The sequence below is a fragment of the Sphingomonas sp. DMC8 genome, assembly GCF_056314185.1.
The window spans coordinates 298,942-321,722 of sequence record NZ_JBQUYV010000006.1; the positions used below are offsets into that span (position 1 = coordinate 298,942).

Genomic DNA, 22,781 nt, shown 5'->3' on the forward strand with positions numbered 1-22,781 from the left:
CTTTTCTTTGTTCTCTTCTTGTTCTAGGTTCGGGCGATGGATAGTGCCTCGTCCCCTGCCTCTGCCTGCGCCGAATCCGCGCTGGTCACGGCGGATGTCGTCCGCGGCGTGTGCCGCATGCTGCTGCGCCACGATTGCGTCGCGCTCGCGGAAGTGCCGCTGGAAGGCGGCCGCCGCGCCGACCTGATGGCGCTCGACGCGCGCGGCAATATTGTCATCGTCGAAATCAAGGTATCGCGTGCCGATCTGCTCGGCGACGGCAAGTGGAACGATTATCTGCCGCATTGCGACCGGTTTTTCTGGGCGGTGCCGCAGGGTTTCGATCTGCGGCCGTTCGAACAGCCAAGCTTTCTGCCAGGCCGCGCTGGCCTGATCGTCGCCGATCGCTATGACGCTGCCGTCGCGCGTGAGGCCGCGACGGTACCGCTGGCGGCGGCGGCGCGGCGCAAATCGACGCTCGCCTTCGCACGTCGGGCCGGCCGCCGCCTGCTCACCCTGCTCGATCCGGAAGTCGGGCAGGGTTTCTGAATATCAGAACCGCGGCCCCGCCGCCGCGCGGTTCTGCACCTTCGGGGCCTCTGCCAGCATCTTGGCGATCGTCGGAAAGCGGGTTTCGCGCGCAGCATATTCGCGTGCGGTCAGGCCGCCGCCGAAATCGGCGCGGTCCGGGTCGGCGCCGGCATCGAGCAGCTTGCGGACGACATCGGCATCATGCGATTGCACTGCCCGGATCAGCGGCGTGATCCCGCCGTTGTTGGCCAGGTTCACATTGGCTTTCTTGGCCAGCAGCGCCGCCACGCCCTCGCCCCAGCCGTGTTCGGCCGCGAAGATCAGCGGGGTGTTGCCCTCGCGATCCTGGATGTTCACGTTGACGCCCGGCTGGTTGATCAGCACAGTCAGATAGGTCGCATCCTCGCGCTTCACGACGATGTGCAGCGCCGCTTCACCGGTGCCGTAGGGGTCTTTCACATTGACCATCGACACGGCCTTGTCGCGCAGGAACTCGTTGACCTTGTTGCCGTCCTGCTTGCGGATTGCATCTAGGAACTGGATGCTTTCGCGCGGCTGGCCCAGGCCTTGGGCCAGCGCCGGCAGCGGCATGAGGAAAAGTGCGGCGGTAAGCGGAGCGAGGAAGCGTTTCATCGGTTGATCGGAACCCTGGTTAACTGGCGACGGGAATTGCGCGACGCTTGCATGCGCGGTCGTATCAGATCATGGCGGGCGATACCATGAAGAGCATGTTTTCCGCACTGTTACTGCTGATTGCGCTGCCGCTGGCGGGATGCGGCGCGCCCGCAGACGAAGCGCCGCTGCAGGGCGCGCAGATTGGCGGCCCGTTCACCCTTACCGATCAGCATGGCAAGACGGTGCGCGATACGGATTTTGCCGGCAAATACCGCATCGTCTATTTCGGCTATACCTATTGCCCCGATGTCTGCCCGAACGACCTGCTGAAACTGAGCAAGGCGTTGCAGAGCCTCGACAAGGAAGCACCGGCAGTCACGAAGCGGTTGGTGCCGATCTTCATTACCGTCGATCCCCAGCGCGATACGCCGGCGGCGCTCGCCACCTATGCCAGCAACTTCGACTCCCGGCTCGTCGCGCTCACCGGCAGCCCGGATGCCATCGCCAAAGTCGCGAAGGAATATGCGGTGGCTTTCACCAAACAGCCTACGCCCTCGGGCTATCTCGTCGGCCATACCGAGGTGGCCTATCTGATGGGGCGGGACGGGCAACCGATCACCAGCCTGCCGCTCGAAAAGGGGCCACCGGCGATCGCCGCCGAGCTGCGCCACTGGGTCCGGTGAGCAGCCGCTTCTGGGAAGATGTGCCGCTCGACCGGCTTGACCGCGCACAGTGGGAGGCGCTGTGCGACGGCTGCGGCAAATGCTGCCTGCACAAGCTGGAGGATGACGAGACCGGCGAACTCTACGCCACCAACGTCGCCTGCCGGCTGCTCGACCGCAAGATGGGGCGGTGCAGCGACTACAAGCATCGCCATGCCTATGTCAGCGAATGCGTGCGCCTGAACGCGCGCAACGTGACGGCGATCGACTGGCTGCCTTCCACCTGCGCCTATCGCCTGCGCGCGGCGGGCGAGCCATTGCCCGAATGGCATTATCTGGTGTGCGGTGATCGCGAGGCGGTGCACCGCGCCGGCGAATCCACGCGCGGCTGGACGGTGTCCGAAGACGAGGCGGGCGATCTGGAGCATCATATGGTGGACCGCCAGCTTTGATTCCCGAAGTGGAGGTCGTCCGCCACGCCCGCGCCCGGCGGATGCGGCTGGCGATCGATCCGCGTGACGGGCGGGTGCGGCTGACGCTGCCGCCGCGCGCCTCGCTGGCCAAGGCGATGGCATGGGTGGCGGAGCAGCGCGGCTGGATCGAGGCGCAGCGCGCCGCGCTTCCCGGCCCGCGCCCCTTCGTGCCCGGCGCGCAGATTCCGTTTGGCGATAGCCAAATCGAAATAATCTGGCCGGCGGAGGGGCCGCGTATGCCACGGCTGGAGGGAGACCGGCTGGTCTGCGGCGGCCCGCGCGAGGGGCTCGAACGCCGCGTCGACCGCTGGCTCCGCGCCGAGGCGCTCCGGGTTCTGAGCGAAGAGACCGCTTTCTATGCGGCGCGCGCCGGGGTGCAGGTTGCCAAGGTCGCGATCGGCGATCCGCGCGGCCGCTGGGGCAGTTGTGCCAGTTCGGGCGTCATCCGCTATAGCTGGCGGCTGATCCTGGCGCCGGCCGATGTCCGCCGCGCGACCGTGGCGCACGAAGTCGCGCACCGGGTGCACATGAATCACGGTCCTGCCTTTCACCGGCTGGTTGCCGAGATCTACGGCGCCGATCCCACACCGATGCGCCACTGGCTGCGCCGCCACGGTGCGACGCTGCACTGGGTAGGGCGGGCGCAGGGGTAGTCTTGATCCGTCGTGTTCCTGCGGATGCAGGAACACGTACCAAGCTGCACGGACAGCGCCCCCTCCTTCCACCGTCATGCCAGCGCACGCTGGCATCTCCCGCAGCAATGCTGTTCCGGTATCGCCTAGCCCCGGGGAGACCCCAGCGTGCGCTGGGGTGACGAAGACTGGTGGATAGGATCGTGATCCATCAACCAGACGCTGAAGCAGTTACGCCTGGCCGCCTACGCTCGACAGCGCCGACAATGCCGCATCAAAACGGATCAGAATCCCCCGTCGCGCGGGGCGGAGCGGTCCTGCGGCGGCTGGCCCGATTGCGGCTGGCGCGGCACGTCGCGGTCGCGCGGCGGGCGGGCCGGGTTCTGCTGCGGCGCCTTGCCGGTCATCCGGTCGATCCAGTCCTGGTTGAGCTTGGGCTGGTCGGCGGGCGGTGGGGCTTGACGATCGTCATCGCCCGATCCGTCTGCCGGTGCGCCCTGGGGCTGGGGAATCGGATTGCCATCGGCATCGACGAACGTGCCATTGTCCGGCGAGCCATAGGCGTCCTCGTCGGGTTCCAGCATATTCTCGGGCAGCGTCACCTGCGTGTCGAACTGCTCGACCGGGCGATTGGCGACGGCGCGGCTCATGAAATCATGGAAGGCACGCGCCGGGGCGCGGCCGCCCTGCAGGCCCGGGATGACCTTGGCATCGTCGCGGCCCATCCACACGCCGGTAGTCAGCCCGCTCGAGAAGCCGATGAACCAGCCATCCTTGTTCGAGGTGGTAGTGCCGGTCTTGCCGGCGACGGGGCGGCCGATCTGCGCCGCCTTGCCGGTGCCGGTGGCCACGGCGGTCTGCAGCAGGTCGGTCATCTCCGCGGCGACATAGTTGGCGACCAGCACATGGCTGGTATCGACTTCGTGCTGGTAGATCACCGCGCCGTTCGCAGTGACGCGGGTGATGCCATAGGGCGTCACTGCCACGCCGCGATTGGCAACCGAGGCGAAGGCGCGCGTCATGTCGATCAGGCGCACGTTCGAGGTACCGAGCACCATCGCTGGCTGGGTGTTGACCGGGGTGGTGATGCCGAAGCGCTTCGCCATGTCGGCCACGGTGGTGAAGCCGACTTCCTGGCCCAGCTTCGCCGCGATCGTGTTGACCGAATAGGCAAAGGCCGTGCGCAGCGTGATCGGTCCGCTGTTGCGACGCGAGTCGTTGCGCGGGCTCCAGCCGTTGATCGTGATCGGCTCGTCGACGACGATGTCGTCGGGCTTGTGACCGGCTTCGAGCGCGGCGAGATAGACGAACAGCTTGAACGACGAACCCGGCTGGCGGGTGGCCTGAGTCGCGCGATTGTAGATCGACGAGACATAGTCCTTGCCGCCGACCATCGCCCGCACGGCGCCGTCGCGGTCGAGGCTGACCAGCGCGCCCTGGGCGCCGTCGGGCGCGTTGGCGCGGATCGCGTCGTCGGCGGCGCGCTGCATGTTGAGGTCGAGCGTCGTCCACACTTCCAGCGGCGCGTCGGTCTCGTCGATCAGCACTTCGAGCTGCGGGAGCGCCCAGTCGGTGAAATAGCGGACGCTGTTCTGCTTGGGTTCGGGCGCCAGCTTGACCGATTTGGGATCGGTCGCGGCGGCCTGGGCCTGGCTGATCTTGCCGGTTTCCACCATCAGGTCGAGCACCACGCTGGCGCGGTCGACGGCGGCCTGTGCGTCGGCGCTCGGCGAATAATGCGACGGTGCCTTGACGAGGCCGGCGATGACGGCGGCTTCGGCCAGGCTCAGGCTGGTGGCGGAATGGCCGAAGAATTTGCGGCTTGCGGCGTCGATGCCATAGGCTCCGCCGCCGAAATAGACCTTGTTGAGGTAGAGCTCGAGGATCTGTTGTTTGGTGAACTTGCGCTCCAGCGCGAGCGCGAGGATGCCCTCGCGCATCTTGCGGCCATAGGAGCGCTTCAGCGACAGGAAGACGTTGCGGGCGAGCTGCTGGGTGATGGTCGACACCGCGCTTACCCGGCCGCGATGGTCGATGCTGTTGCGGATGCCGCGGACGATACCGACCGGATCGACGCCCCAGTGCGATTCGAACCGGCGATCCTCGGTCGCGATGATCGCGTCTTTCATCACCTGCGGAATCTGGTCGTACTTGATCCACTCGCCATAGCTTGGCCCGAGCGACACCAGCACCGTGCCGTCGGCGGCATGGACGCGTATCATCTGCCCATTGGGCGAGGATTTCAGCTCATCGAAGCTCGGGAGCGTGGAGCGGGTCGAATAGACCGCGATCACCAGCGCAATGCCGGCGATCAGCCCCAGCGCAGCGCCGGTGCCGAACACCCACAGGAAGAACTTCTTCCAGAAGGAACCACGGCGCCACCAGGGCGCGCGAACAGATTTGGATTTGGCGGCCATTTATAAGGGAGGTCGGATACAGCCTGTCCGGCGAACTCACAAGGATCAGGAGCCGCTCGCGATAGCGCTATCGTCCGCCGCATTGCCGCCACGTGAACGAAAATCGAGGCTGACCGAATTCATGCAGTAGCGCAGGCCGGTCGGCGGCGGGCCATCGGGGAACACATGGCCGAGATGGCCGTCGCAGCGGGCGCAGCGTGCTTCCACCCGGCGCATGCCATGGCTGGAATCGGCATGTTCGGTGACATGGTCGGGCGCCACGGGCTGGGTAAAGCTGGGCCAGCCCGATCCCGAATCATATTTGTCGACGCTGTCGAACAGTTCAAGCTGGCAGCCGGCACAGCGATAGATGCCGTCGGCCTTGTTGTTGTTGTAGCGGCCCGAAAAGGCCCGTTCGGTGCCGGCTTCGCGCAGCACGTGAAATTGTTCCGGGGTCAGGCGCTTGCGCCACTCGGACTCGGGCAGGTTGAGGTGCTCCATAGGCCCGATGATGTGTGGTCTGTGCCGCGCCGCGTCAATCCGGGATCGTCGGGGATTGCACCAATACGCCGCTAGACTTGAGTTGCGCCTTCAGCACCTCCGGCCGGGGCGCATACAGGAAGCCGAAGCTCACCGTGCCCTTGCGCGTATGGACCGCATGGTGGAGCCGGTGCGCCTGCACGATTCGCTTCATATAGCTGGAACGCGGCACGTAGCGGTGCCGCAGCCTTTTGTGCACGATGACGTCGTGGAACCCGAAATAGATCGCGCCATAGGCGGCGATTCCCGCGCCGATCCAGGCAAAGCCCGGCCACCAGCCGAGCTGCACCCCGCCCAGCAGCAGGACGAAGGACGGCACCGCAAAAATCGCTGCATAGAGGTCGTTCAGTTCGAACGCGCCGGTGCGCGGGCGGTGGTGGCTTTCATGCAGGAACCAGCCCGGGCCGTGCATCACCCAGCGGTGCGCGGCATAGGCGAACAGCTCCATGCCCAGCACGGTACCAACGAAGAGCAGCAATCCGAAAACAGGCGACATGGCGCCTATCTAGGCGATCCGTGCCGCGCTGGCCATTGACTTTGCCCAAAGAGGCAGGGCGCCGCGCCTGATTGCCCCGGCGCGCGAGGGCGGTATAGGGCTCGGCCATGGCCCGTATCGCTTCGCCGCTTGGCGCCGCCGCCCTGTTGTTGACCCTGTCTGCCTGTTCGGTGCCCGAGGCGCGGTTGCGCGCGGGGCTGCAACGCGCCGGTCTCTCGCGTCCGATGGCGAGCTGTATGGCTGGCCGCATGGCGAGTCGGCTGTCGCTCAAGCAGTTGATGCGGATCGGCGATCTGCCGCGCGCATCTTCGTCCGATTCGGTCGCACAATTTCTGCACCGCGTCCGTGCGCTCGAGGATCCTCAGATCATCAGCGTCACGACCAGCGCCGCAGCGCTCTGCGCGACCGGCCTCGCCGGCTGAGCATTTTTCGCGAATGGTTCGCAATCGCATTAACGTGCAAAAGAGTGGATTCCGCCCGCGCGCTGTGCTTAAGGCGGCGGTCGACCCTATCCCCGATCTTGGAAAAGGCGGATCGCTCCCATGAACATCCACGAATATCAGGCCAAGGAACTGCTCGCGAAGTTCGGCGTGCCCGTGCCGGCCGGCTTTGCCGCGATGAGTGTCGAAGAGGCCGTCGAAGCCTCGAAGAAGCTGCCTGGGCCGCTTTATGTCGTGAAGGCGCAGATCCATGCGGGCGGCCGCGGCAAGGGCAAGTTCAAGGAACTGCCGCCCGAAGCCAAGGGCGGTGTCCGCCTCGCCAAGACCGAGGACGAAGTCCGTCACGCCGCAACCGAGATGCTCGGCAACACGCTGGTGACGATCCAGACCGGCCCGGCCGGCAAGCAGGTCAACCGCCTGTACGTGACCGACGGCGTCGACATCGCCAAGGAATTCTACCTCGCGCTGCTGGTCGATCGCGCCACCGGCCGCGTTGCCTTCGTCGTCTCGACCGAAGGCGGCATGGACATCGAAACCGTTGCGCATGACACGCCGGAAAAGATCCACACCTTCGATGTCGATCCCGCGACCGGCTTCATGCCGCACCACGGCCGCGCTGTCGCCAAGGCGCTGGGCCTGGAAGGCGATCTCGCCAAGCAGGCGCAGAGCCTCGCCGGCAAGGTGTACAACGCCTTCCTCGGCACCGATGCTTCGCAGATCGAGATCAACCCGCTTGCCGTCACCGATGATGGCAAGCTGATGGTGCTCGACGCCAAGGTCGGCTTCGATTCGAACGCGATGTTCCGTCACAAGGATCTGATGGAGCTGCGCGACGAGACCGAAGAGGATCCGATGGAGCTCGAGGCGTCGAAGTACGATCTCGCCTATATCAAGCTCGATGGCGATATCGGCTGCATGGTCAACGGCGCCGGTCTGGCGATGGCGACGATGGACATCATCAAGCTGAACGGCATGTTCCCGGCCAACTTCCTCGACGTCGGCGGCGGCGCGAACAAGGAAAAGGTCACCGCGGCGTTCAAGATCATCCTGAGCGATCCCGCCGTGAAGGGCATTCTGGTCAACATCTTCGGCGGCATCATGCGCTGCGACATCATCGCAGAGGGCATCGTTGCTGCCGCCAAGGAAGTGAACCTTTCGGTCCCGCTGGTCGTCCGCCTCGAAGGCACCAACGTCCAGCAGGGCAAGGACATCCTGGCCAATTCCGGCCTTGCGATCGTCCCCGCCAACGACCTGGGCGACGCCGCCCAGAAGATCGTGGCGGAGGTGAAGAAGGTCGCGTGAGCGACACGGCCGCCCCGGCTGGGAAGTCGGTCGAGGGCGGCTGCCGCTGCGGCCGCGTGCGGTTCCGGGTGACGGGCGATGCGCTCGTCACCATGGCCTGCCACTGTACCGGCTGCCAGCGCATGACCGCCAGCGCCTATTCGCTGAGCGGCCTCTATCCGGCGGAAGCGTTCGCGGTGACGCAAGGCGAACCGGTGATCGGCGGCCTGCACGGCGCCACCCGCCATTTCCACTGCGATCATTGCAAGAGCTGGCTGTTCACCCGGCCCGAGGGCCTCGACGCTTTCGTGAATATCCGCACCACCATGCTGGATATGCCCCCGCTCGCCCCGCCGTTTATCGAGACATGGACCGACGAGGCCTTGCCCTGGGCTGCGACTGGCGCTTCGTACAGCTATCCAAAATTTCCGCCCCCGGAATCCTTCGGCACGCTGATACCTGCGTACGCCGAATCGCTTGCGAGCGGTTGACGTTCGCGTAAACGTAACCCAATTGTCAGGGGGAGAGCCCCGGCAGACAGGAAGGATGCGATGAAGGTCTTGGTGCCGGTCAAGCGCGTGCTTGACTATAACGTAAAGCCCCGCGTGAAAGCGGACGGGACGGGCGTCGATCTGGCGAACGTCAAGATGAGCATGAACCCCTTTGACGAGATCGCGATCGAGGAAGCGGTCCGGCTGAAGGAAAAGGGCGCGGCGACCGAGATCGTTGTCGTCACGATCGGCGTCGCCAAGGCGGAGACCGATGTGCTGCTCACCGCGCGCGCCATGGGCGCCGATCGCGGCATTCTGATCCAGACCGATGACGAGGTCGAGCCGCTGGCTGTCGCCAAGCTGCTTGCCAAGGTGACGGAAGAGGAACAGCCCGGTCTGATCATCCTGGGCAAGCAGGCGATCGACGACGATTCGAACCAGACCGGCCAGATGCTGGCCGCACTGCTCGGCTGGGCGCAGGGCACCTTCGCCTCGAAGGTCGAGATTGCGGGCGATCGCGTGCACGTGACCCGCGAGATCGACGGCGGCCTTGAGACCGTTGACCTCAAGCTGCCGGCAATCGTCACCACCGATCTCCGCCTCAACGAGCCGCGCTACGCCACGCTGCCGAACATCATGAAGGCGAAGACCAAGCCGGTCGCGAAGAAGACCGTCGCCGATTACGGCGTCGACGTGACCCCGCGCCTCAAGACGCTGAAGGTCGTCGAGCCGGCCAAGCGCCAGGCGGGCATCAAGGTGGGCTCGGTCGACGAGCTGGTCGAGAAGCTGAAGGGCATGGGAGTCGCGTGATGAAGACGCTGGTTTGGGTCGAACACGACAATCAGAGCGTCAAGGACGCGACGCTCTCCACCGTCACCGCAGCTGCCAAGCTGGGTGAAGTCCATCTGCTCGTTGCCGGCAAGGGCGTGTCGGGCGTGGCCGAAGCGGCGGCGCAGATCGCCGGTGTCGGCAAGGTCCATGTCGCCGACGATGCGGCGTACGAGCATTTTCTCGCCGAGAATGTCGCGCCCTTAGTGGTCCAGCTGATGGACAGCCACGACGCGGTGCTGTTCCCGGCCACCACGACGGGCAAGAACGTGGCGCCGCGCGTCGCCGCCGCGCTCGACGTGATGCAGATTTCGGACATCCTTTCGGTCGAGGGCGCGGACACCTTCACCCGGCCGATCTACGCCGGCAACGCGATCGCCACGGTGCAGACCAGCGACAAGAAGCTGGTGATCACCGTGCGCGGAACCGCGTTCGACAAGGCGGCGGCGACCGGCGGCAGCGGTACGGTGGAAGCTGTTGCGGCGGTGGGCGACAAGGGGCTGTCGAGCTTCGTCGGCGCCGAAATCGCCAAGTCGGAACGTCCGGAGCTGACCAGTGCCAAGGTGATCGTCTCGGGCGGTCGTGCGCTCGGCTCGCAGGAGCAGTTCCATGCGCTGATCGATCCGCTGGCCGACAAGCTGGGCGCCGCAGTCGGTGCCAGCCGCGCGGCGGTCGATGCGGGCTATGCACCGAACGACTATCAGGTCGGCCAGACCGGCAAGATCGTCGCCCCCGAAGTCTATGTCGCGGTGGGCATTTCGGGTGCGATTCAGCACCTTGCCGGCATGAAGGATTCGAAGACGATCGTCGCGATCAACAAGGACGAGGACGCCCCCATCTTCCAGGTGGCGGACATCGGCCTGGTCGGCGACCTCTTCACCGTGGTGCCAGAGCTGACTGGCAAGCTCTGACTCGGTGACGCTCGACTTCGAACGCGACGGGGCGGCGCACCTTCCTGGTGCTGCCGCCCCATTTCTTGAGCGACTGTGCGCGATAGCGGCGTCGCTGCCAACCGACCGGGCCGGGCTTCGTCTCCATGATGCGGCGGGATTGGCCCCGCTGCTTGCGGAAAATGCGCTCGGTCAGGCCGCCGCCGAAAGGCTGGGCCCGCGGACGAAGCCGGTGCGCGCGATCCTGTTCGACAAGAGCCCTGCGACCAACTGGGCGCTCGGCTGGCATCAGGATCGTACCATTGCGGTCCGAGCGCGTGTCGATGTGCCGGGCTATGGGCCATGGTCGACGAAGCAGGGGCTGCTCCATGTCGAACCGCCTTTTACGATCATCGAAACCATGGTTACGCTGCGCATCCATCTGGATGACGTGCCCGCCGACAATGCGCCGCTGCTGATTGCGCCGGGCTCGCACCGGTTCGGCCGCGTACCCGAGATGGAGATTGCGGCGGCGGTGGCGCGTTGCGGTACCGAATCCTGCCTGGCGTCTGCCGGAGACATATGGATGTACGCGACGCCGATCCTGCACGCATCTGCTGCAAGCAATGGCGAGCGCCACCGCCGGGTGTTGCAGGTCGACTATTCTGCGGCCGATCTGCCCGCCGGGCTCGACTGGCTCGGCGTATAAATCGCTTCGGGTGCGGACTCTGAGTCAGGCAAGGAAACAGACAGAGTTTATTTCGCGCAGAGGCGCAGAGAGCGCCGAGGCGTTGGCGCGCGCGGCGGCGGTGTGCGCTTCTAGGAAGTGGTAGCGAGGAGCTCTCGCGCGCCCCTCACCCTCGGTGCAATCTGCGTCTCGGCGCGAAAATGGAAATGCTCCACGTGAAACCATTGGTGGAGCGTTACAATAATCCCAGCCCCGCCAGTTCGCGCATCAACCCGGGCGGCAGTTCGGCCACACCCGCTTCGCCGTCGCCTAGATCGGCCGGAGCATCCTCGCCTTCCAGATAGCGCCAGCCCTGATGGGCGCGCTTGGGGCGGGCTTGCACCAGCACCAGGCGCGGTTCCAGCAGGATGGCGGTGCGGCCACCCTCTGCCTCGCCAAAGCCCAGGATCGGCGAGCGGCCGACAAGCTGGTGTTTCAGGATCCAGAACAGCGATCCGCCGACAATCTCGTCATGGCGTTTGGGCAGATAGCGCGTGGTGAGCGCTACCCCGCCGTTGGCGGCGCGCGCCTCCAGCCGGGCGCGGAGAAAGTCGACACTGTCGCAGCCAAAGGCGACCTTGGTAAGATGGAGCGGCACAGCCCCGATTTGGGCGCGGGCGCTCGCCCGATCAAGTCAGCTCCCTAGCCCCACCAGCGTGGCGAGGCCGAGGAACGAGAAAAAGCCCATCACGTCGGTCATCATGGTCACGAAAACTGCGGAGGAGACTGCCGGGTCGACACGCAGCCGGTCGAGCGTCACCGGGATCAGCACGCCTGACAGGCCGGCGATCAGGTTGTTGATGATCATCGCCATGCCGATCACCGCCGCCAGCCACGGAATGCCGTAGATCAGCAGCGTTCCCGCGCCGATCGCAGCGCCCAGCGCGGCACCGTTGGCGGCGGCGATGCGCAGCTCGCGCACGATCATCCGGATCGTGTTCGATTCGGTCAGCTGGTTGGTCGCGATCGCGCGTACCACCACCGCCAGCGTCTGCGTGCCGGCATTGCCGCCCATGCCCGACACGATCGGCATCAGCACCGCGAGCAACGCGAATTTGGCGATTTCGCCCTGGAACAGCCCGACTACGGATGCGGCGAGGATCGCCGTGCCCAGATTGACGAACAGCCAGGTCAGCCGCGTCCGCACGGTCAGCAGCACCGGCTCGTTGATGTCGCCTTCGCCGGCGCCTGACAGGCGCAGAATGTCTTCGCCGGCCTCTTCGGAAATGATGTGGACGACGTCGTCCACCGTAATCATGCCGACCAGCCGGCCGCTGGCATCGACCACGGCAGCCGAGATCAGGGCATATTTCTGGAAGCGCAGCGCCACTTCCTCCTGGTCCATGTCGACCGGGATCAGCGTCTGCTCGCGCTTCATCACATCGCCGATCGAAACTGTACGCGGCGCGCGCAGGATCCAGGACAGCGCACAGGTGCCGACCGGCTTGTGCGCCGGATCGACGACGAAGATTTCCCAGAAATCGCTGGTCAGTTCTTCTTCGCGGCGAAGATAGTCGAGCGCATCGCCCACCGTCCAATGTTCGGGCACCGCGATCAGCTCGCGCTGCATCAGGCGGCCAGCTGATTCCTCGGGATAGGACAGCGCCTCTTCGATCGCGGCGCGATCGTCCGGGTCGAGCGCGCGCAGCACTTCGCGCTGATCCTCGACATCCATGTCCTCGATGATCGCGACGGCGTCGTCGGTATCGAGTTCGGCGGCGATGTCGGCGACCTGGTGCGGCTCGAGCGCGTCGACCAGCGCCTCACGCACCCAGTCGTTCATTTCGGCGAGCACGTCGCCGTCTATCAGGTCGGAAATCGCAGTGACGAGGTCGGCGCGCTGCTCGCTGGGTGCCAACTCCACCAGATCGGCGATGTCGGCGGGGTGGAGCGGCGCGACCAGCGCATGGGCGGTCTCGACATCGCCCTGTTCGACCGCATCGAGCACGGCGGCGACGAATTCGGGTTTCAGCCGGTCGTCCTCGTCGAGCTGGCTCTCCGGCGCAGCGGATTCGTCCTTGAGTTCGGTCTCGCTCATGGTTCGACCTCCCTTGCCCGGCCCCCACTGGCCGCTGCCATTCCCGGGCGCGATTTGCAAGTCGCTCGCGGGATGCGTAGGGGGCGAACGGACAGGTTCTTCAGGAGTTTCCCATGGCCGATTCCAAAACGCTGGTGATGACGCTCGACACCGGCGACGTCCGCATTCGTCTGCGTCCCGATCTCGCCCCCAACCATGTCGAGCGGATCGCGACGCTGGCCGATGAAGGCTTTTACGACGGCGTGGTGTTCCACCGCGTGATCGACGGCTTCATGGCGCAGGGCGGCGACCCGACCGGCACCGGCATGAGCGGTTCGGACAAGCCCAATCTGAAGCAGGAATTCAGCCGCGAGCCGCACGTCCGCGGCGTCTGCTCGATGGCGCGCACGATGGACCCGAACAGCGCCAATTCGCAGTTCTTCATCTGCCTCGACGATGCCACCTTCCTGGACGGCCAGTACACGGTATGGGGTGAAGTGATCGAAGGCATGGAGCATGTCGACGCGCTGCCCAAGGGCGAGCCGCCCGCGAAGCCCGGCAAGATCCTGAAGGCCCGCACCGAGGGCTGATTTCCGGCAACCCGCTTTCTTTCCCCTCCCTGACAGGGAGGGGAGTTAGGCCCTGCAAGGGAGTGCGGCCTCTTACAGCCGCTCTGCCCCCATCGCTTCGATCAGCCAGTCGTGGAACAGCCGCACCGGCCGCAGATTGAGCGCGCGCGGGCGGCAGACGAACCAGTAGCTGTAATGGCTCTCCACGGTCAGGTCGAACAGCCGCACCAGCCGGTCGTCGCGCGCCGATTCGAAGTGCGATTCGAGCATGAAGGCAACGCCCAGCCCCTGCGCGGCCGCCTCGAGCATCAAGTTACCTGAATCGAACAGGTCGGTCGCTGCCGGCTCCAGGTCGGGATAGCCCGCCGCCATGCGCCAGGCGGTGAAGGTCTCGGGCATTTCGCGATGCACCAGCGCGGTGAGCCTTGCCAGGTCGCGCGGGTCGCGAATCGGGTCCGGCCCTTCCACCAGACTGCGCGCACCGATCACATGGACGCGGTTGCGGTCGAGCCGGCGTGAATAGAAGCCGGGATCGATGTCGCGCGCGATGACGATCGCCACGTCCAGCCCGTCGCCCAGCCGGGCCACGCCATGGCTGCCGGTATCGACGTCGAGATGCAGTTCCGGGTGGCGGCGCTTGAGCTCCGGCAATCGCGGGAGCAACTGCTGCGTCGCATAGAGCGGCAACACGCCCAGGCGCAGGCGGAGCAGTTCGGTGCCGCTGGTCATTGCCTCTACGGCATCGGTCATCGAATCGAGCGCCGGTGCGATCAGGCCGAGCAGCCGCTCGCCGTCGTCGTTGAGGCGCAACGATTGGTGGCGTCGCTCGAACAGCGGCTTGCCGATGAAGCGTTCGAGCGATTGCACGCGGCGGCTGAGCGCCGGCGAGGACAGCGCCAGTTCCTCTGCGGCGGCCTTGATCGAGCCAAGGCGTGCCACCTGGACAAATGCTTCGATGGCAGTGAGCGGCGGCAGGCGACGCATGATCCCCTCTTCTTGTGCAGTGCGTCAGAACAGAATCTAAGCATGGCAAACGGTTGCAGCGCTGCTGCCACTCTCGTGCACTAATATCGGTTGAGACAACCTCGATTGCAAGAGATGCAAGCAATGGTGAAACATTTCGCACTTGCACAATCACATCCCGCAGTGCACATAGAGTGTGCCTTTCAGGCATCCTCTCCTAAAACTTTCCACGGCCGCCCTTTGAGGCGGCCCTTTTTTTTGCCTGCGCCGTTCCTAGCTTTCGGGCCTACCGCCACGAAGGAATCCAGAATGGCCGATGACGAATCCCGCACCCGCAAACTGCAGGTCGCCAATGCGCGACCGGAGGATAGCGGTCGCGGACTCGCCCATATTCCCCGCGCATTGATGGCGGTGTTGGGCATTACCGAAGGCGATGTGATCGAGATTGTCGGCAAGCGCAGCACGCCGGCGCGGGCGGTGCTGCCCTATGCCGAGGACGAGGGGCTCGAGTTGCTGCGGATTGACGGGCTGCAGCGGGCCAATGCTGGTGTCGGCTCCGGCGATTTCGTCGAGGTGCGGCGAGCGGAATCGAAGCCCGCTACGCGCGTGGTGTTCGCACCCGCACAGGAAAATCTGCGGCTGCGCGGCTCGGGTGAGGCGCTGAAGCGTACCTTCCTCGCGCGTCCGCTCACTGCCGGCGACACTATCGCCACCGTCGGCCACCAGCGTGCCGATGTGCCGCCCAATGTCCAGCAGTTCGTCCGGGCGCCCGCCTATGCGTTGCAGGAAATCCGGCTGAACGTCGTCTCCACCACGCCGCGGGGCGTCGTGCATATCGACGAGAATACCGAAGTCGAGCTGCGTCCCGAATATGAGGAGGCGAAGGAAAGCCGCCGCGCCGACGTGACCTATGACGATATCGGCGGCATGGCGGGCACGATCGACCAGTTGCGCGAAATGGTCGAGCTGCCCTTGCGTTATCCCGAGCTGTTCCAGCGGCTGGGCGTCGATCCGCCCAAGGGCGTGATTCTGCACGGCCCGCCCGGCACCGGCAAGACGCGCCTCGCGCGCGCGGTCGCCAACGAAAGCGACGCCAGCTTCCATCTGATCAACGGGCCGGAGATCATGGGCTCGGCCTATGGCGAATCCGAGCAGCGGCTGCGCCAGGTATTCGAGGAAGCGGCGAAGAACGCGCCGTCGATTGTGTTCATCGACGAGATCGACTCGATCGCGCCCAAGCGCGGTCAGGTCAGCGGCGAGGCCGAAAAGCGCCTCGTCGCCCAGCTCCTCACGCTGATGGACGGGCTCGAGGCGCGCGCCAACATCGTCGTGATCGCAGCGACCAACCGGCCCGAGGCGATCGACGAGGCGCTGCGTCGGCCGGGTCGGTTCGACCGCGAAATCGTCGTCGGCGTGCCGGACGATCGCGGCCGCCGCGAGATCATGGGTATCCACACCCGCGGCATGCCGTTGGCCGAGGATGTTGACCTCGGCGAGCTGGCCCGCACCACCTATGGCTTTGTCGGTGCCGATCTGGCCGCGCTCACCCGTGAGGCCGCAATCGAGGCGGTGCGGCGGATCATGCCGCGCCTCAACCTGGAAGACGGCTCGATCCCGCCCGAGGTGCTCGACACGCTTTCGGTCACCCGCGAGGATTTTCTGGAGGCGCTGAAGCGCGTCCAGCCCTCCGCGATGCGCGAAGTGATGGTGCAGGCGCCGACCGTCCGCTGGGAGGATGTCGGCGGGCTCGACGATGCGCAGATGCGGCTGAAGGAAGGCGTGGAGCTGCCGCTCAAGGACCCGGACGCATTCCGGCGCCTCGGCATCCGCCCGGCCAAGGGTTTCCTGCTCTATGGTCCCCCGGGCACCGGCAAGACGCTGCTCGCCAAGGCCGTGGCGCGCGAGGCGGAGGCGAACTTCATCGCCACCAAGTCGAGCGACCTGCTCTCCAAATGGTATGGCGAGAGTGAGCAGCAGATCGCCCGGCTGTTCGCCCGCGCGCGGCAGGTGGCGCCGTGCGTGATCTTCATCGACGAGCTCGATTCGCTGGTGCCGGCACGCGGCGGCGGGCTGGGCGAGCCGCAGGCGACCGAGCGGGTGGTCAACACCATCCTCGCTGAAATGGACGGGCTGGAGGAGCTGCAGTCGGTGGTGGTGATCGGCGCGACCAACCGGCCGAACCTGATCGACCCGGCATTGCTGCGCCCGGGCCGGTTCGACGAGCTTGTCTATGTCGGCGTGCCCGATGCCGCCGGGCGCGAGCGTATCCTGCGCATCCAGACCGAGAAGATGCCGCTGGCCGCCGATGTCGACCTGGCCTCGATCGCCGAGCAGACGCCGCGTTATACCGGTGCCGATCTGGAGGATGTCGTCCGCCGCGCCGGCTTGGTCGCGCTGCGCCAGTCGCTGGCGAGCCGCGAAGTGACGATGGCCCATTTCGAGGAAGCGCTGAAGGACTCGCGCGCCACCGTCACCCCGGAGATGGAGAGCGATTACGAGGCGATGCAGGGCCGGCTGAAGCAGCAGGCCTCGTCGATCCAGCCGATCGGCTTCGTCACCCCGGGCATGTTGGAGGGGCGCGGGCCCAAGGGGTAGGGTTTCGTTCGTCCTCCGCACCCTTTCCTCCGGGGAAGGGTGCGGCGGATGCCGATCCTATCGCTGCGTCGCCCGCCAGGCATAGGCCAGCAATACCGCCAGCGCCGCCCCGGCGGTCAGATAGGGCAAGGGCCGCCACAGCTCGTACATCCCCACCCCGATCGACGGTCCGAGCACGAACGAGGCGCCGTTGATCGACGTGACGCGGCCTGCGACCGATCCTTGTGCATGTGGCCCCACTGCCAGCGAGGCGCCGGCCGTGAAGCCCGGCCGCGCAAAGCCCATGCCCAGCGAAATCGTCGCATAGCCCAGCGCAATGCCGTATAGCGTCGTCGCGCTCCCGGTAGCCACGCATCCTGTCGCCGCCAGTGCGGTGCCGGCGAGAATCAGCGCACGCGGCCGCAGGTCGAGCAACGGAATCAGCCCCCATTGCACCAGCAGCGATGCACCTGCCCCCATCATCAGCACCAGTCCGGTCGGCGCCAGCGCCGCTGCCGGATCGAGATTCAGGCGGTCGATGATCAGGAAGCCGATCGCCTGACCGGCCATCGTCTGGGCATGGCCTGTCACCAGCCCGGCTATCATCCAGGGGCGCACGCGCGGATCGAAGGTGCGGACTTGCTCGACATGCTCGCCGGTCGCGGCGGTAACGCTGGCGCCGGTCGCCTGCCCGCCGATCGACGGATAGCTCGCAGCGGCACCGTGCCCGCTGCCCTCCTCCTTCGGTAACAGGCGTATCACCGCGATCAGGAGCACGAAGCCAACCGCGCTCGCGGCAAAGGCGGGGCCGGATAACCCGATCAGCGGCCCGCCGGGCCAGAGAGGACCGAACACCAGATAGGGCGCCACCGCTGGCCCCAGGATCGTCCCCAGCCCAAATGCGGAGGCGAGCAGCGTCAGTGCGCGGGTGCGTTCATCACGGCTCGTTCGGCTGGCGACGATCGCTTGCACTGCGGGCGGCGCGGCCGAGCCGAACCCGCCATAGAGCATCCGCCCGACCACGAAGGCGCCAAAGGTCGTGACCGGTCCCAGCACGCCATTTATTCCCAGCGCCAGACAAACGCCGCACAGGCCCAGCGACACAGTAAAGCCGCTTACACCCAGCAGCACCATTGCTCGCCGGCCATAGCGGTCTGCGCACCTGGCCCAGAAAGGTGCTCCGATCATCCAGAGCAAGGCCGATACCGAGAATACGGCGGCGACGGCACTGTCGGGGGCGTTGAGCGAGCGGCCGAGCGCAGGCAGCACCGATTGCAGCGCGGTGTTCCCCGCGGCAATTACCAGCATCACGCTGAACATCAGCGCGAATTGGCGGTCGACGCCCCGGCTCAGGATCGGCTCCAGCGATAGGCGCGTTCGACCCGGGCGACGATCACTTCATACCAGTCATACCAGCGCGCGCGGCCCAGCTCGCGAATGGCGGCATGGTCGGGATGGTCGCGCCACGCTGCCGCACTCGCTTCGTCGGCCCAATAGCTGATGGTGATGCCGACGCCGCCCGGCCCGCGTTGCGATTCGATGCCGCAATAGCCCGGCTGCGCCGCCGCCAGCGTGTCCATCGCCGCTGCGGCCTCGGCATAGCCCGCATCGTCACTATCCGTGCGCTTCGACACGAACAGCACCGCGATTTGCCCCTTGCGTGCCTCTTCCATGGCTTTTCCTAGGAAATCTGTGCGCCTTTGCAAATCGCGGGTGCTTCCCAACTGGCGTCATGGCTGCGAAGCAGGGCAGATGATCACTGACTGGCATTTCTATGCGCTCGCCGTGCCCGCCGTGCTGCTGCTCGGTCTGTCCAAGGGCGGTTTTGCCGGTATGGGCGCATTGTCACTGCCGTTGCTCGCACTGGCGATCGATCCGGTACGCGCGGCGGCGATCACCTTGCCGATCCTGATCCTGCAAGACGTAGTGAGCGTCTGGGCGTTCCGTCGCACGGTCGACTGGCGGCTGCTCGGCTGGATGCTGCCGGGGTCGGTCGCGGGCATTGCGCTCGGCTATGGTTTCGCCGCGAGCGTACCCTCGGTGCTGGTGCTGGCGGCGGTGGGGGCGATCTCCATCCTGTTCGGCGCCTATCGTTTGTGGGCGGCCCGGCACAAACTGCCGGAATGGGTCGGCAGCCTGTTCGGCGTTGCCTCGGGCTTCACCAGCCAGATCGCTCATGCCGGCCAGCCGCCCTTCCAGCTCTGGGTGCTGCCGCGGGGCCTGCCGCGCGATCGGCTGGTGGGGACGACGGCGATCTTCTTCGCCGCGACTAACTGGATCAAGGTGCCGGCCTATTGGGCGCTCGGCCAGTTCACCCCGGCCAATCTGCTGACTTCAGTCGCGCTTTTCCCGTTGGCACTTGTGTCGACGCTGGCCGGCGTATGGCTGGTGCGGCGGGTATCGCCGGAGCGGTTTTACACCGCGATCTATGTGCTGATGATGCTCGTAGGCGCGGCGCTGCTTTGGGAGGCGTGGGTGAAAGGCTAGGCCGTTTAAGCCCTCCCCTTCAGGGGAGGGCTTAAACGCGTCAGTCGAACAGGCTCGAGACCGAGCTTTCGTCCGCAATGCGGCGGATGGCTTCGGCGATCAGCGGAGCGATGGTCAGGTGGCGCACCTTCTCGCCGGCCGCGACCACTTCGTGATTGCCGATCGAATCGGTGATCACCAGTTCCAGCAGTTCGGACTTGGCGACGCGCGACATCGCCGCGCCGGAGAGCACGCCGTGCGTACAATAGGCGACGACCTCCTCGGCACCCGCCGCCTTCAGCGCGGCGGCGGCGTTGCACAGCGTGCCGGCCGAATCGACGATGTCGTCGATCAGGATGCAAAAGCGCCCTTCGACATTGCCGATGATGTTCATCACTTCGGATTCACCCGGCCGCTCGCGGCGCTTGTCGACGATCGCCAGCGGCGCATTGTCCAGCCGCTTGGCGAGCTGGCGCGCGCGCACCACGCCGCCCACGTCGGGCGACACGACCATCCACTGCTTGTCGATAAACCGCGTCTGGATGTCGGCCGACATCACCGGCGCCGCGAACAGATTGTCGGTGGGGATGTCGAAGAAACCCTGGATCTGCCCGGCGTGCAGGTCGACCGAGAGCACCCGGTTGGCACCTGCGGTGGTGATCAGGTTGGCGACCAGCTTGGCCGAGATCGGCGTGCGGGGCCCAGGTTTCCGGTCCTGGCGGGCATAGCCGAAATAGGGGAGGACTGCGGTGATCCGCTTGGCCGACGCGCGGCGCAGCGCGTCGATCATGATCAGCAGCTCCATCAGATTGTCGTTCGCCGGATAGCTGGTCGACTGGAGCACGAACACGTCCTCGCCGCGCACATTCTCCAGAATCTCGACGAAGATCTCTTCGTCGGCGAAGCGACGGACATTCGCCTGGGTGAGCGGAATCTCCAGATATTCGGCGATCGCCTTTGCCAGCGGCAGATTAGAGTTACCGGCCATGAGTTTCATTGGTTCGCGGCCTCCTGTGCCCCGCTGCGATGTTCCCTGCGTTCCCTTAGTGCGACGTTTCCGTGACGCAAAGAGGGCATTGCCGCTGTTCGCGTCCCGGCCTAGGTCGCAGCCATGACCGTCACCACCCGTTTCGCCCCCAGCCCCACCGGCACGCTGCATGTCGGCAACCTGCGGACAGCGCTCCACAATTGGCTGTTCGCGCGGCGCCACGGCGGGCGCTTCCTGCTGCGTATCGACGATACCGATGGCGCGCGTTCGGAAGAACGATTTGTCGAGGCCATCCGTGCCGATCTCGCCTGGATGGGGATGCAGCCCGATGCCGAGGCGCGTCAGTCGGCACGATTCGACCGCTACGAGGCGCGTTTTGCCGAGCTGGTGGCCGACGGGCGCATCTACCCCGCCTATGAAAGCGCGCAGGAACTCGATCTGAAGCGAAAGGTGCTGCTCGGGCGCGGGCTGCCGCCGGTCTATGACCGCGCCGCGCTGGCGCTCACTGATGCCGACCGTGCCCGGCTGGAAGCAGACGGCGTGCGGCCGCACTGGCGGTTCCGGCTCGATCATGGCGCGCCGATCGAATGGGACGATCTGGTCCGCGGGCCGCAGCGTTTCGACCCCGCATTGATGAGCGATCCGGTGGTGCGGCGCGCCGACGGCTCATGGCTCTATCTGCTCCCCTCGGTAATCGACGATATCGACATGGGCATCACCCATGTCGTGCGCGGCGAGGACCATGTCTCGAACACCGCGACGCAGATTCAGATGTTCACGGCGCTGTCAGGCGCAGTGCCCGTCTTTGCGCATGAGGCGCTGCTCACCGGGGCCGAGGGCAAGTTGTCGAAGCGGCTCGGCTCGCTCGGCGTCGCCCATTTTCGTGAGGCGGGGATCGAGCCGCAGGCGCTGATCGCGCTGCTCGCCCGTATCGGCACCAGCGATCCCGTCGAGCCCTTTGCCGATCCGGCGCCGCTCGTCGCCGCATTCGATTTCGGCCGGTTCGGCCGCGCGCCTGCCCGGTTCGATGAAGCGGAACTGGCGCAGCTCAACGCCCGTATCGTCCACCAGCTCGATTTCGCTGCGGTCGCAAACCGGTTGCCGGCGGGGATGGGCGCTGAGGCCTGGGAAGCGATTCGCCCCAACCTCGCCACCGTTGCCGAGGCGGCCGACTGGTGGGCGGTAGTGGAAGGGCCGGTCGCGGCGCGACCGGTAGCGGAAGAGGATCGCGATTACCTCTCCCAGGCGCAGGCGCTGGTGGCGACGCTCGACTGGTCGGCCAATCCCTGGGCCGCGCTGACCGAGGCGTTGAAGGCGGCGACCGGCCGCAAGGGCAAGGCCCTTTTCCTGCCACTCCGCCGCGCGCTCACCGGCCGCGACCACGGCCCCGACATGGCCGCGCTGCTGCCGCTGATCGGCAAGGATCGTGCGCTGGAGCGGCTGAGCGGCGGGTGATCCGTTCCCGCTTTACGAGCATCATGTAACGTTGTACCATCCCATTCAGCCGGCATTCACAGACCGGTGATGGAGAAGGAGTGTAACGCGATGCATGCCGACCGTTACCAGCCCAAGACGCCCCGCTCGATCGGCGTTGGCGGCGCACTGCTCATCAATGGCCTCATCATCATGGGGATGATCTTTGCCGCGCCGAATATTCTGGTGGTGCAGCGTCCGGACCGCTTTGAAGTCAAGAACATCCCGCTCGACACCACTCCACCGCCGCCGCCGGTTGACCTGAAGCCGGTCGAAAAGGTCCGGCCGGCGACGGCGCCGCAGCCGACCGCGCCGCAACCGACGATTCCGACCACGACGACCAACACCACGGCAACCACCACGACCATCATCGATCTGCCGCCGCCGACGACGATTGCGAAAGAGATTGGCCCGGTGGTCACGCCCGAACCGCCCAAGCCGGTGCCGCCGCTGGTGGAGGCTTCGCAGGACATGCACTATCTCAGGGACTTCCAGCCGGATTATCCGGCGCAGGAGCTGCGTGCCCAGCGTGACGGCGTGGTCGTATTGCGGGTGCTGATCGGCGTGGATGGACGGGTGAAGGCTGTCGAGCAGGTCAGCGCCACCAGTGATGCCTTCTTCGCCGTTTCCAAGCGTCAGGCGCTCGGCAAATGGCGGTTCAAGCCCGCGATGCGCGGCGGTGTCCCGGAAGAAAGCTGGAAGACGATGACGGTGCGTTTCCGGCTGCAGGACGCGCTGTAACCGGCGGGCTTGTCCCGCCACCGACGCGGG

25 protein-coding genes are annotated in these 22,781 nt (G+C 66.0%); 15 read left to right on the top strand and 10 right to left on the bottom strand.

Going from position 1 to position 22,781, the window contains the following annotated elements:
- The first annotated feature begins 36 nt into the window (after window positions 1-36).
- Complete coding sequence (locus tag ACT53K_RS14105) at window positions 37-528, top strand: MmcB family DNA repair protein (protein ID WP_476229320.1); 492 nt, start codon at window positions 37-39, stop codon at window positions 526-528.
- A gap of 3 nt (window positions 529-531) precedes the next feature.
- Here ACT53K_RS14105 and ACT53K_RS14110 read toward each other — a convergent pair whose 3' ends face one another.
- Window positions 532-1,143, bottom strand: coding sequence for an ankyrin repeat domain-containing protein (locus ACT53K_RS14110; RefSeq protein WP_476229321.1), 612 nt, complete (start codon window positions 1,141-1,143; stop codon window positions 532-534).
- A gap of 86 nt (window positions 1,144-1,229) precedes the next feature.
- On the opposite strand from ACT53K_RS14110, the gene ACT53K_RS14115 reads away from it, so the two are divergent.
- The 3 genes from ACT53K_RS14115 to ACT53K_RS14125 are packed head-to-tail and all read left to right on the top strand — an operon-like array spanning window position 1,230 to window position 2,913.
- Window positions 1,230-1,808, top strand: a complete 579-nt coding sequence (locus ACT53K_RS14115) for an SCO family protein (RefSeq protein ID WP_476229322.1) — start codon at window positions 1,230-1,232, stop codon at window positions 1,806-1,808.
- Window positions 1,805-2,239 (top strand): YcgN family cysteine cluster protein, encoded by a 435-nt coding sequence (locus tag ACT53K_RS14120; RefSeq protein WP_476229323.1) that lies wholly within the window; start codon window positions 1,805-1,807, stop codon window positions 2,237-2,239. The genes ACT53K_RS14115 and ACT53K_RS14120 overlap by 4 nt, the downstream gene beginning before the upstream one ends.
- A complete protein-coding gene (locus ACT53K_RS14125; protein WP_476229324.1) occupies window positions 2,236-2,913 on the top strand; it encodes a M48 family metallopeptidase in 678 nt (225 codons plus the stop codon). Before ACT53K_RS14120 ends, ACT53K_RS14125 begins: the two co-directional genes overlap by 4 nt.
- Window positions 2,914-3,176: 263 nt before the next feature.
- Here the strand turns inward: ACT53K_RS14125 and ACT53K_RS14130 are convergent, their stop codons facing one another.
- Genes ACT53K_RS14130 through ACT53K_RS14140 form a run of 3 tightly spaced genes read right to left on the bottom strand, consistent with a single transcriptional unit; the run spans window position 3,177 to window position 6,324 of the window.
- The gene (locus tag ACT53K_RS14130; RefSeq protein ID WP_476229325.1) at window positions 3,177-5,309 is read right to left on the bottom strand and encodes a transglycosylase domain-containing protein; all 2,133 of its coding nucleotides are present in this window, start codon (window positions 5,307-5,309) and stop codon (window positions 3,177-3,179) included.
- A gap of 45 nt (window positions 5,310-5,354) precedes the next feature.
- Window positions 5,355-5,789 (bottom strand): peptide-methionine (R)-S-oxide reductase MsrB, encoded by a 435-nt coding sequence (gene msrB, locus ACT53K_RS14135; protein ID WP_476229326.1) that lies wholly within the window; start codon window positions 5,787-5,789, stop codon window positions 5,355-5,357.
- A 34-nt stretch (window positions 5,790-5,823) separates the two neighbouring features.
- The gene (locus tag ACT53K_RS14140; protein WP_476229327.1) at window positions 5,824-6,324 is read right to left on the bottom strand and encodes a sterol desaturase family protein; all 501 of its coding nucleotides are present in this window, start codon (window positions 6,322-6,324) and stop codon (window positions 5,824-5,826) included.
- 107 nt (window positions 6,325-6,431) lie between these two features.
- Between ACT53K_RS14140 and ACT53K_RS14145 the strand changes: the two genes are divergently transcribed.
- From ACT53K_RS14145 to ACT53K_RS14170, 6 genes are all read left to right on the top strand, one after another.
- Complete coding sequence (locus ACT53K_RS14145) at window positions 6,432-6,746, top strand: hypothetical protein (protein ID WP_476229328.1); 315 nt, start codon at window positions 6,432-6,434, stop codon at window positions 6,744-6,746.
- Between the two features lie 120 nt (window positions 6,747-6,866).
- Window positions 6,867-8,066 (top strand): ADP-forming succinate--CoA ligase subunit beta, encoded by a 1,200-nt coding sequence (gene sucC / locus ACT53K_RS14150; protein ID WP_476229329.1) that lies wholly within the window; start codon window positions 6,867-6,869, stop codon window positions 8,064-8,066.
- Window positions 8,063-8,536 (top strand): GFA family protein, encoded by a 474-nt coding sequence (locus ACT53K_RS14155; protein ID WP_476229330.1) that lies wholly within the window; start codon window positions 8,063-8,065, stop codon window positions 8,534-8,536. Before sucC ends, ACT53K_RS14155 begins: the two co-directional genes overlap by 4 nt.
- A 60-nt stretch (window positions 8,537-8,596) precedes the next feature.
- Window positions 8,597-9,346: an electron transfer flavoprotein subunit beta/FixA family protein gene (locus ACT53K_RS14160; RefSeq protein WP_476229331.1), complete on the top strand. Its 750-nt coding sequence runs from the start codon at window positions 8,597-8,599 to the stop codon at window positions 9,344-9,346.
- Window positions 9,346-10,275: an electron transfer flavoprotein subunit alpha/FixB family protein gene (locus ACT53K_RS14165; protein WP_476229332.1), complete on the top strand. Its 930-nt coding sequence runs from the start codon at window positions 9,346-9,348 to the stop codon at window positions 10,273-10,275. Before ACT53K_RS14160 ends, ACT53K_RS14165 begins: the two co-directional genes overlap by 1 nt.
- Before the next feature lie 4 nt (window positions 10,276-10,279).
- Complete coding sequence (locus ACT53K_RS14170) at window positions 10,280-10,942, top strand: phytanoyl-CoA dioxygenase family protein (RefSeq protein ID WP_476229333.1); 663 nt, start codon at window positions 10,280-10,282, stop codon at window positions 10,940-10,942.
- Between the two features lie 214 nt (window positions 10,943-11,156).
- On the opposite strand, the gene ACT53K_RS14175 is transcribed toward ACT53K_RS14170, so the two are convergent.
- Window positions 11,157-11,558, bottom strand: a complete 402-nt coding sequence (locus ACT53K_RS14175) for a DUF1489 family protein (RefSeq protein ID WP_476229335.1) — start codon at window positions 11,556-11,558, stop codon at window positions 11,157-11,159.
- A 36-nt stretch (window positions 11,559-11,594) separates the two neighbouring features.
- Window positions 11,595-12,998 carry a magnesium transporter gene (mgtE, locus tag ACT53K_RS14180; RefSeq protein WP_476229336.1) on the bottom strand — a complete coding sequence of 468 codons (1,404 nt, stop codon included), beginning with the start codon at window positions 12,996-12,998 and terminating at the stop codon, window positions 11,595-11,597.
- Between the two features lie 113 nt (window positions 12,999-13,111).
- On the opposite strand from mgtE, the gene ACT53K_RS14185 reads away from it, so the two are divergent.
- On the top strand, window positions 13,112-13,567 hold the full coding sequence (locus ACT53K_RS14185) for a peptidylprolyl isomerase (RefSeq protein WP_476229337.1): 456 nt from the start codon (window positions 13,112-13,114) through the stop codon (window positions 13,565-13,567).
- Between the two features lie 72 nt (window positions 13,568-13,639).
- On the opposite strand, the gene ACT53K_RS14190 is transcribed toward ACT53K_RS14185, so the two are convergent.
- The gene (locus ACT53K_RS14190) at window positions 13,640-14,530 is read right to left on the bottom strand and encodes a LysR substrate-binding domain-containing protein (protein WP_476229338.1); all 891 of its coding nucleotides are present in this window, start codon (window positions 14,528-14,530) and stop codon (window positions 13,640-13,642) included.
- Window positions 14,531-14,818: 288 nt separating this feature from the next.
- Between ACT53K_RS14190 and ACT53K_RS14195 the strand changes: the two genes are divergently transcribed.
- A complete protein-coding gene (locus tag ACT53K_RS14195; RefSeq protein ID WP_476229339.1) occupies window positions 14,819-17,104 on the top strand; it encodes a CDC48 family AAA ATPase in 2,286 nt (761 codons plus the stop codon).
- A gap of 57 nt (window positions 17,105-17,161) precedes the next feature.
- Here ACT53K_RS14195 and ACT53K_RS14200 read toward each other — a convergent pair whose 3' ends face one another.
- Window positions 17,162-18,403, bottom strand: a complete 1,242-nt coding sequence (locus tag ACT53K_RS14200; protein WP_476229340.1) for an MFS transporter — start codon at window positions 18,401-18,403, stop codon at window positions 17,162-17,164.
- A gap of 29 nt (window positions 18,404-18,432) precedes the next feature.
- Complete coding sequence (locus ACT53K_RS14205; protein WP_476229341.1) at window positions 18,433-18,756, bottom strand: antibiotic biosynthesis monooxygenase family protein; 324 nt, start codon at window positions 18,754-18,756, stop codon at window positions 18,433-18,435.
- Between the two features lie 79 nt (window positions 18,757-18,835).
- On the opposite strand from ACT53K_RS14205, the gene ACT53K_RS14210 reads away from it, so the two are divergent.
- Complete coding sequence (locus ACT53K_RS14210) at window positions 18,836-19,570, top strand: sulfite exporter TauE/SafE family protein (RefSeq protein ID WP_476229342.1); 735 nt, start codon at window positions 18,836-18,838, stop codon at window positions 19,568-19,570.
- 40 nt (window positions 19,571-19,610) lie between these two features.
- Here the strand turns inward: ACT53K_RS14210 and ACT53K_RS14215 are convergent, their stop codons facing one another.
- A complete protein-coding gene (locus tag ACT53K_RS14215) occupies window positions 19,611-20,546 on the bottom strand; it encodes a ribose-phosphate pyrophosphokinase (protein ID WP_476229343.1) in 936 nt (311 codons plus the stop codon).
- Between the two features lie 114 nt (window positions 20,547-20,660).
- Here ACT53K_RS14215 and gltX point away from each other — a divergent pair, with 114 nt between their 5' ends.
- Window positions 20,661-21,992, top strand: a complete 1,332-nt coding sequence (gene gltX / locus ACT53K_RS14220) for a glutamate--tRNA ligase (protein WP_476229344.1) — start codon at window positions 20,661-20,663, stop codon at window positions 21,990-21,992.
- A gap of 90 nt (window positions 21,993-22,082) precedes the next feature.
- The gene (locus ACT53K_RS14225; protein ID WP_476229345.1) at window positions 22,083-22,751 is read left to right on the top strand and encodes an energy transducer TonB; all 669 of its coding nucleotides are present in this window, start codon (window positions 22,083-22,085) and stop codon (window positions 22,749-22,751) included.
- Window positions 22,752-22,781: the final 30 nt, after the last annotated feature.

Coding starts and splice junctions, on each gene's coding strand:
- ACT53K_RS14105 (WP_476229320.1), top strand. CDS start 37: ATGGATAGTGCCTCGTCCCCTGCCTCTGCCTGCGCCGAATCCGCGCTG.
- ACT53K_RS14110 (WP_476229321.1), bottom strand. CDS start 1,143: ATGAAACGCTTCCTCGCTCCGCTTACCGCCGCACTTTTCCTCATGCCG.
- ACT53K_RS14115 (WP_476229322.1), top strand. CDS start 1,230: ATGAAGAGCATGTTTTCCGCACTGTTACTGCTGATTGCGCTGCCGCTG.
- ACT53K_RS14130 (WP_476229325.1), bottom strand. CDS start 5,309: ATGGCCGCCAAATCCAAATCTGTTCGCGCGCCCTGGTGGCGCCGTGGT.
- msrB (WP_476229326.1), bottom strand. CDS start 5,789: ATGGAGCACCTCAACCTGCCCGAGTCCGAGTGGCGCAAGCGCCTGACC.
- ACT53K_RS14140 (WP_476229327.1), bottom strand. CDS start 6,324: ATGTCGCCTGTTTTCGGATTGCTGCTCTTCGTTGGTACCGTGCTGGGC.
- ACT53K_RS14145 (WP_476229328.1), top strand. CDS start 6,432: ATGGCCCGTATCGCTTCGCCGCTTGGCGCCGCCGCCCTGTTGTTGACC.
- sucC (WP_476229329.1), top strand. CDS start 6,867: ATGAACATCCACGAATATCAGGCCAAGGAACTGCTCGCGAAGTTCGGC.
- ACT53K_RS14160 (WP_476229331.1), top strand. CDS start 8,597: ATGAAGGTCTTGGTGCCGGTCAAGCGCGTGCTTGACTATAACGTAAAG.
- ACT53K_RS14165 (WP_476229332.1), top strand. CDS start 9,346: ATGAAGACGCTGGTTTGGGTCGAACACGACAATCAGAGCGTCAAGGAC.
- mgtE (WP_476229336.1), bottom strand. CDS start 12,998: ATGAGCGAGACCGAACTCAAGGACGAATCCGCTGCGCCGGAGAGCCAG.
- ACT53K_RS14185 (WP_476229337.1), top strand. CDS start 13,112: ATGGCCGATTCCAAAACGCTGGTGATGACGCTCGACACCGGCGACGTC.
- ACT53K_RS14190 (WP_476229338.1), bottom strand. CDS start 14,530: ATGCGTCGCCTGCCGCCGCTCACTGCCATCGAAGCATTTGTCCAGGTG.
- ACT53K_RS14195 (WP_476229339.1), top strand. CDS start 14,819: ATGGCCGATGACGAATCCCGCACCCGCAAACTGCAGGTCGCCAATGCG.
- ACT53K_RS14200 (WP_476229340.1), bottom strand. CDS start 18,403: ATGTTCAGCGTGATGCTGGTAATTGCCGCGGGGAACACCGCGCTGCAA.
- ACT53K_RS14205 (WP_476229341.1), bottom strand. CDS start 18,756: ATGGAAGAGGCACGCAAGGGGCAAATCGCGGTGCTGTTCGTGTCGAAG.
- ACT53K_RS14210 (WP_476229342.1), top strand. CDS start 18,836: ATGATCACTGACTGGCATTTCTATGCGCTCGCCGTGCCCGCCGTGCTG.
- ACT53K_RS14215 (WP_476229343.1), bottom strand. CDS start 20,546: ATGAAACTCATGGCCGGTAACTCTAATCTGCCGCTGGCAAAGGCGATC.
- gltX (WP_476229344.1), top strand. CDS start 20,661: ATGACCGTCACCACCCGTTTCGCCCCCAGCCCCACCGGCACGCTGCAT.
- ACT53K_RS14225 (WP_476229345.1), top strand. CDS start 22,083: ATGCATGCCGACCGTTACCAGCCCAAGACGCCCCGCTCGATCGGCGTT.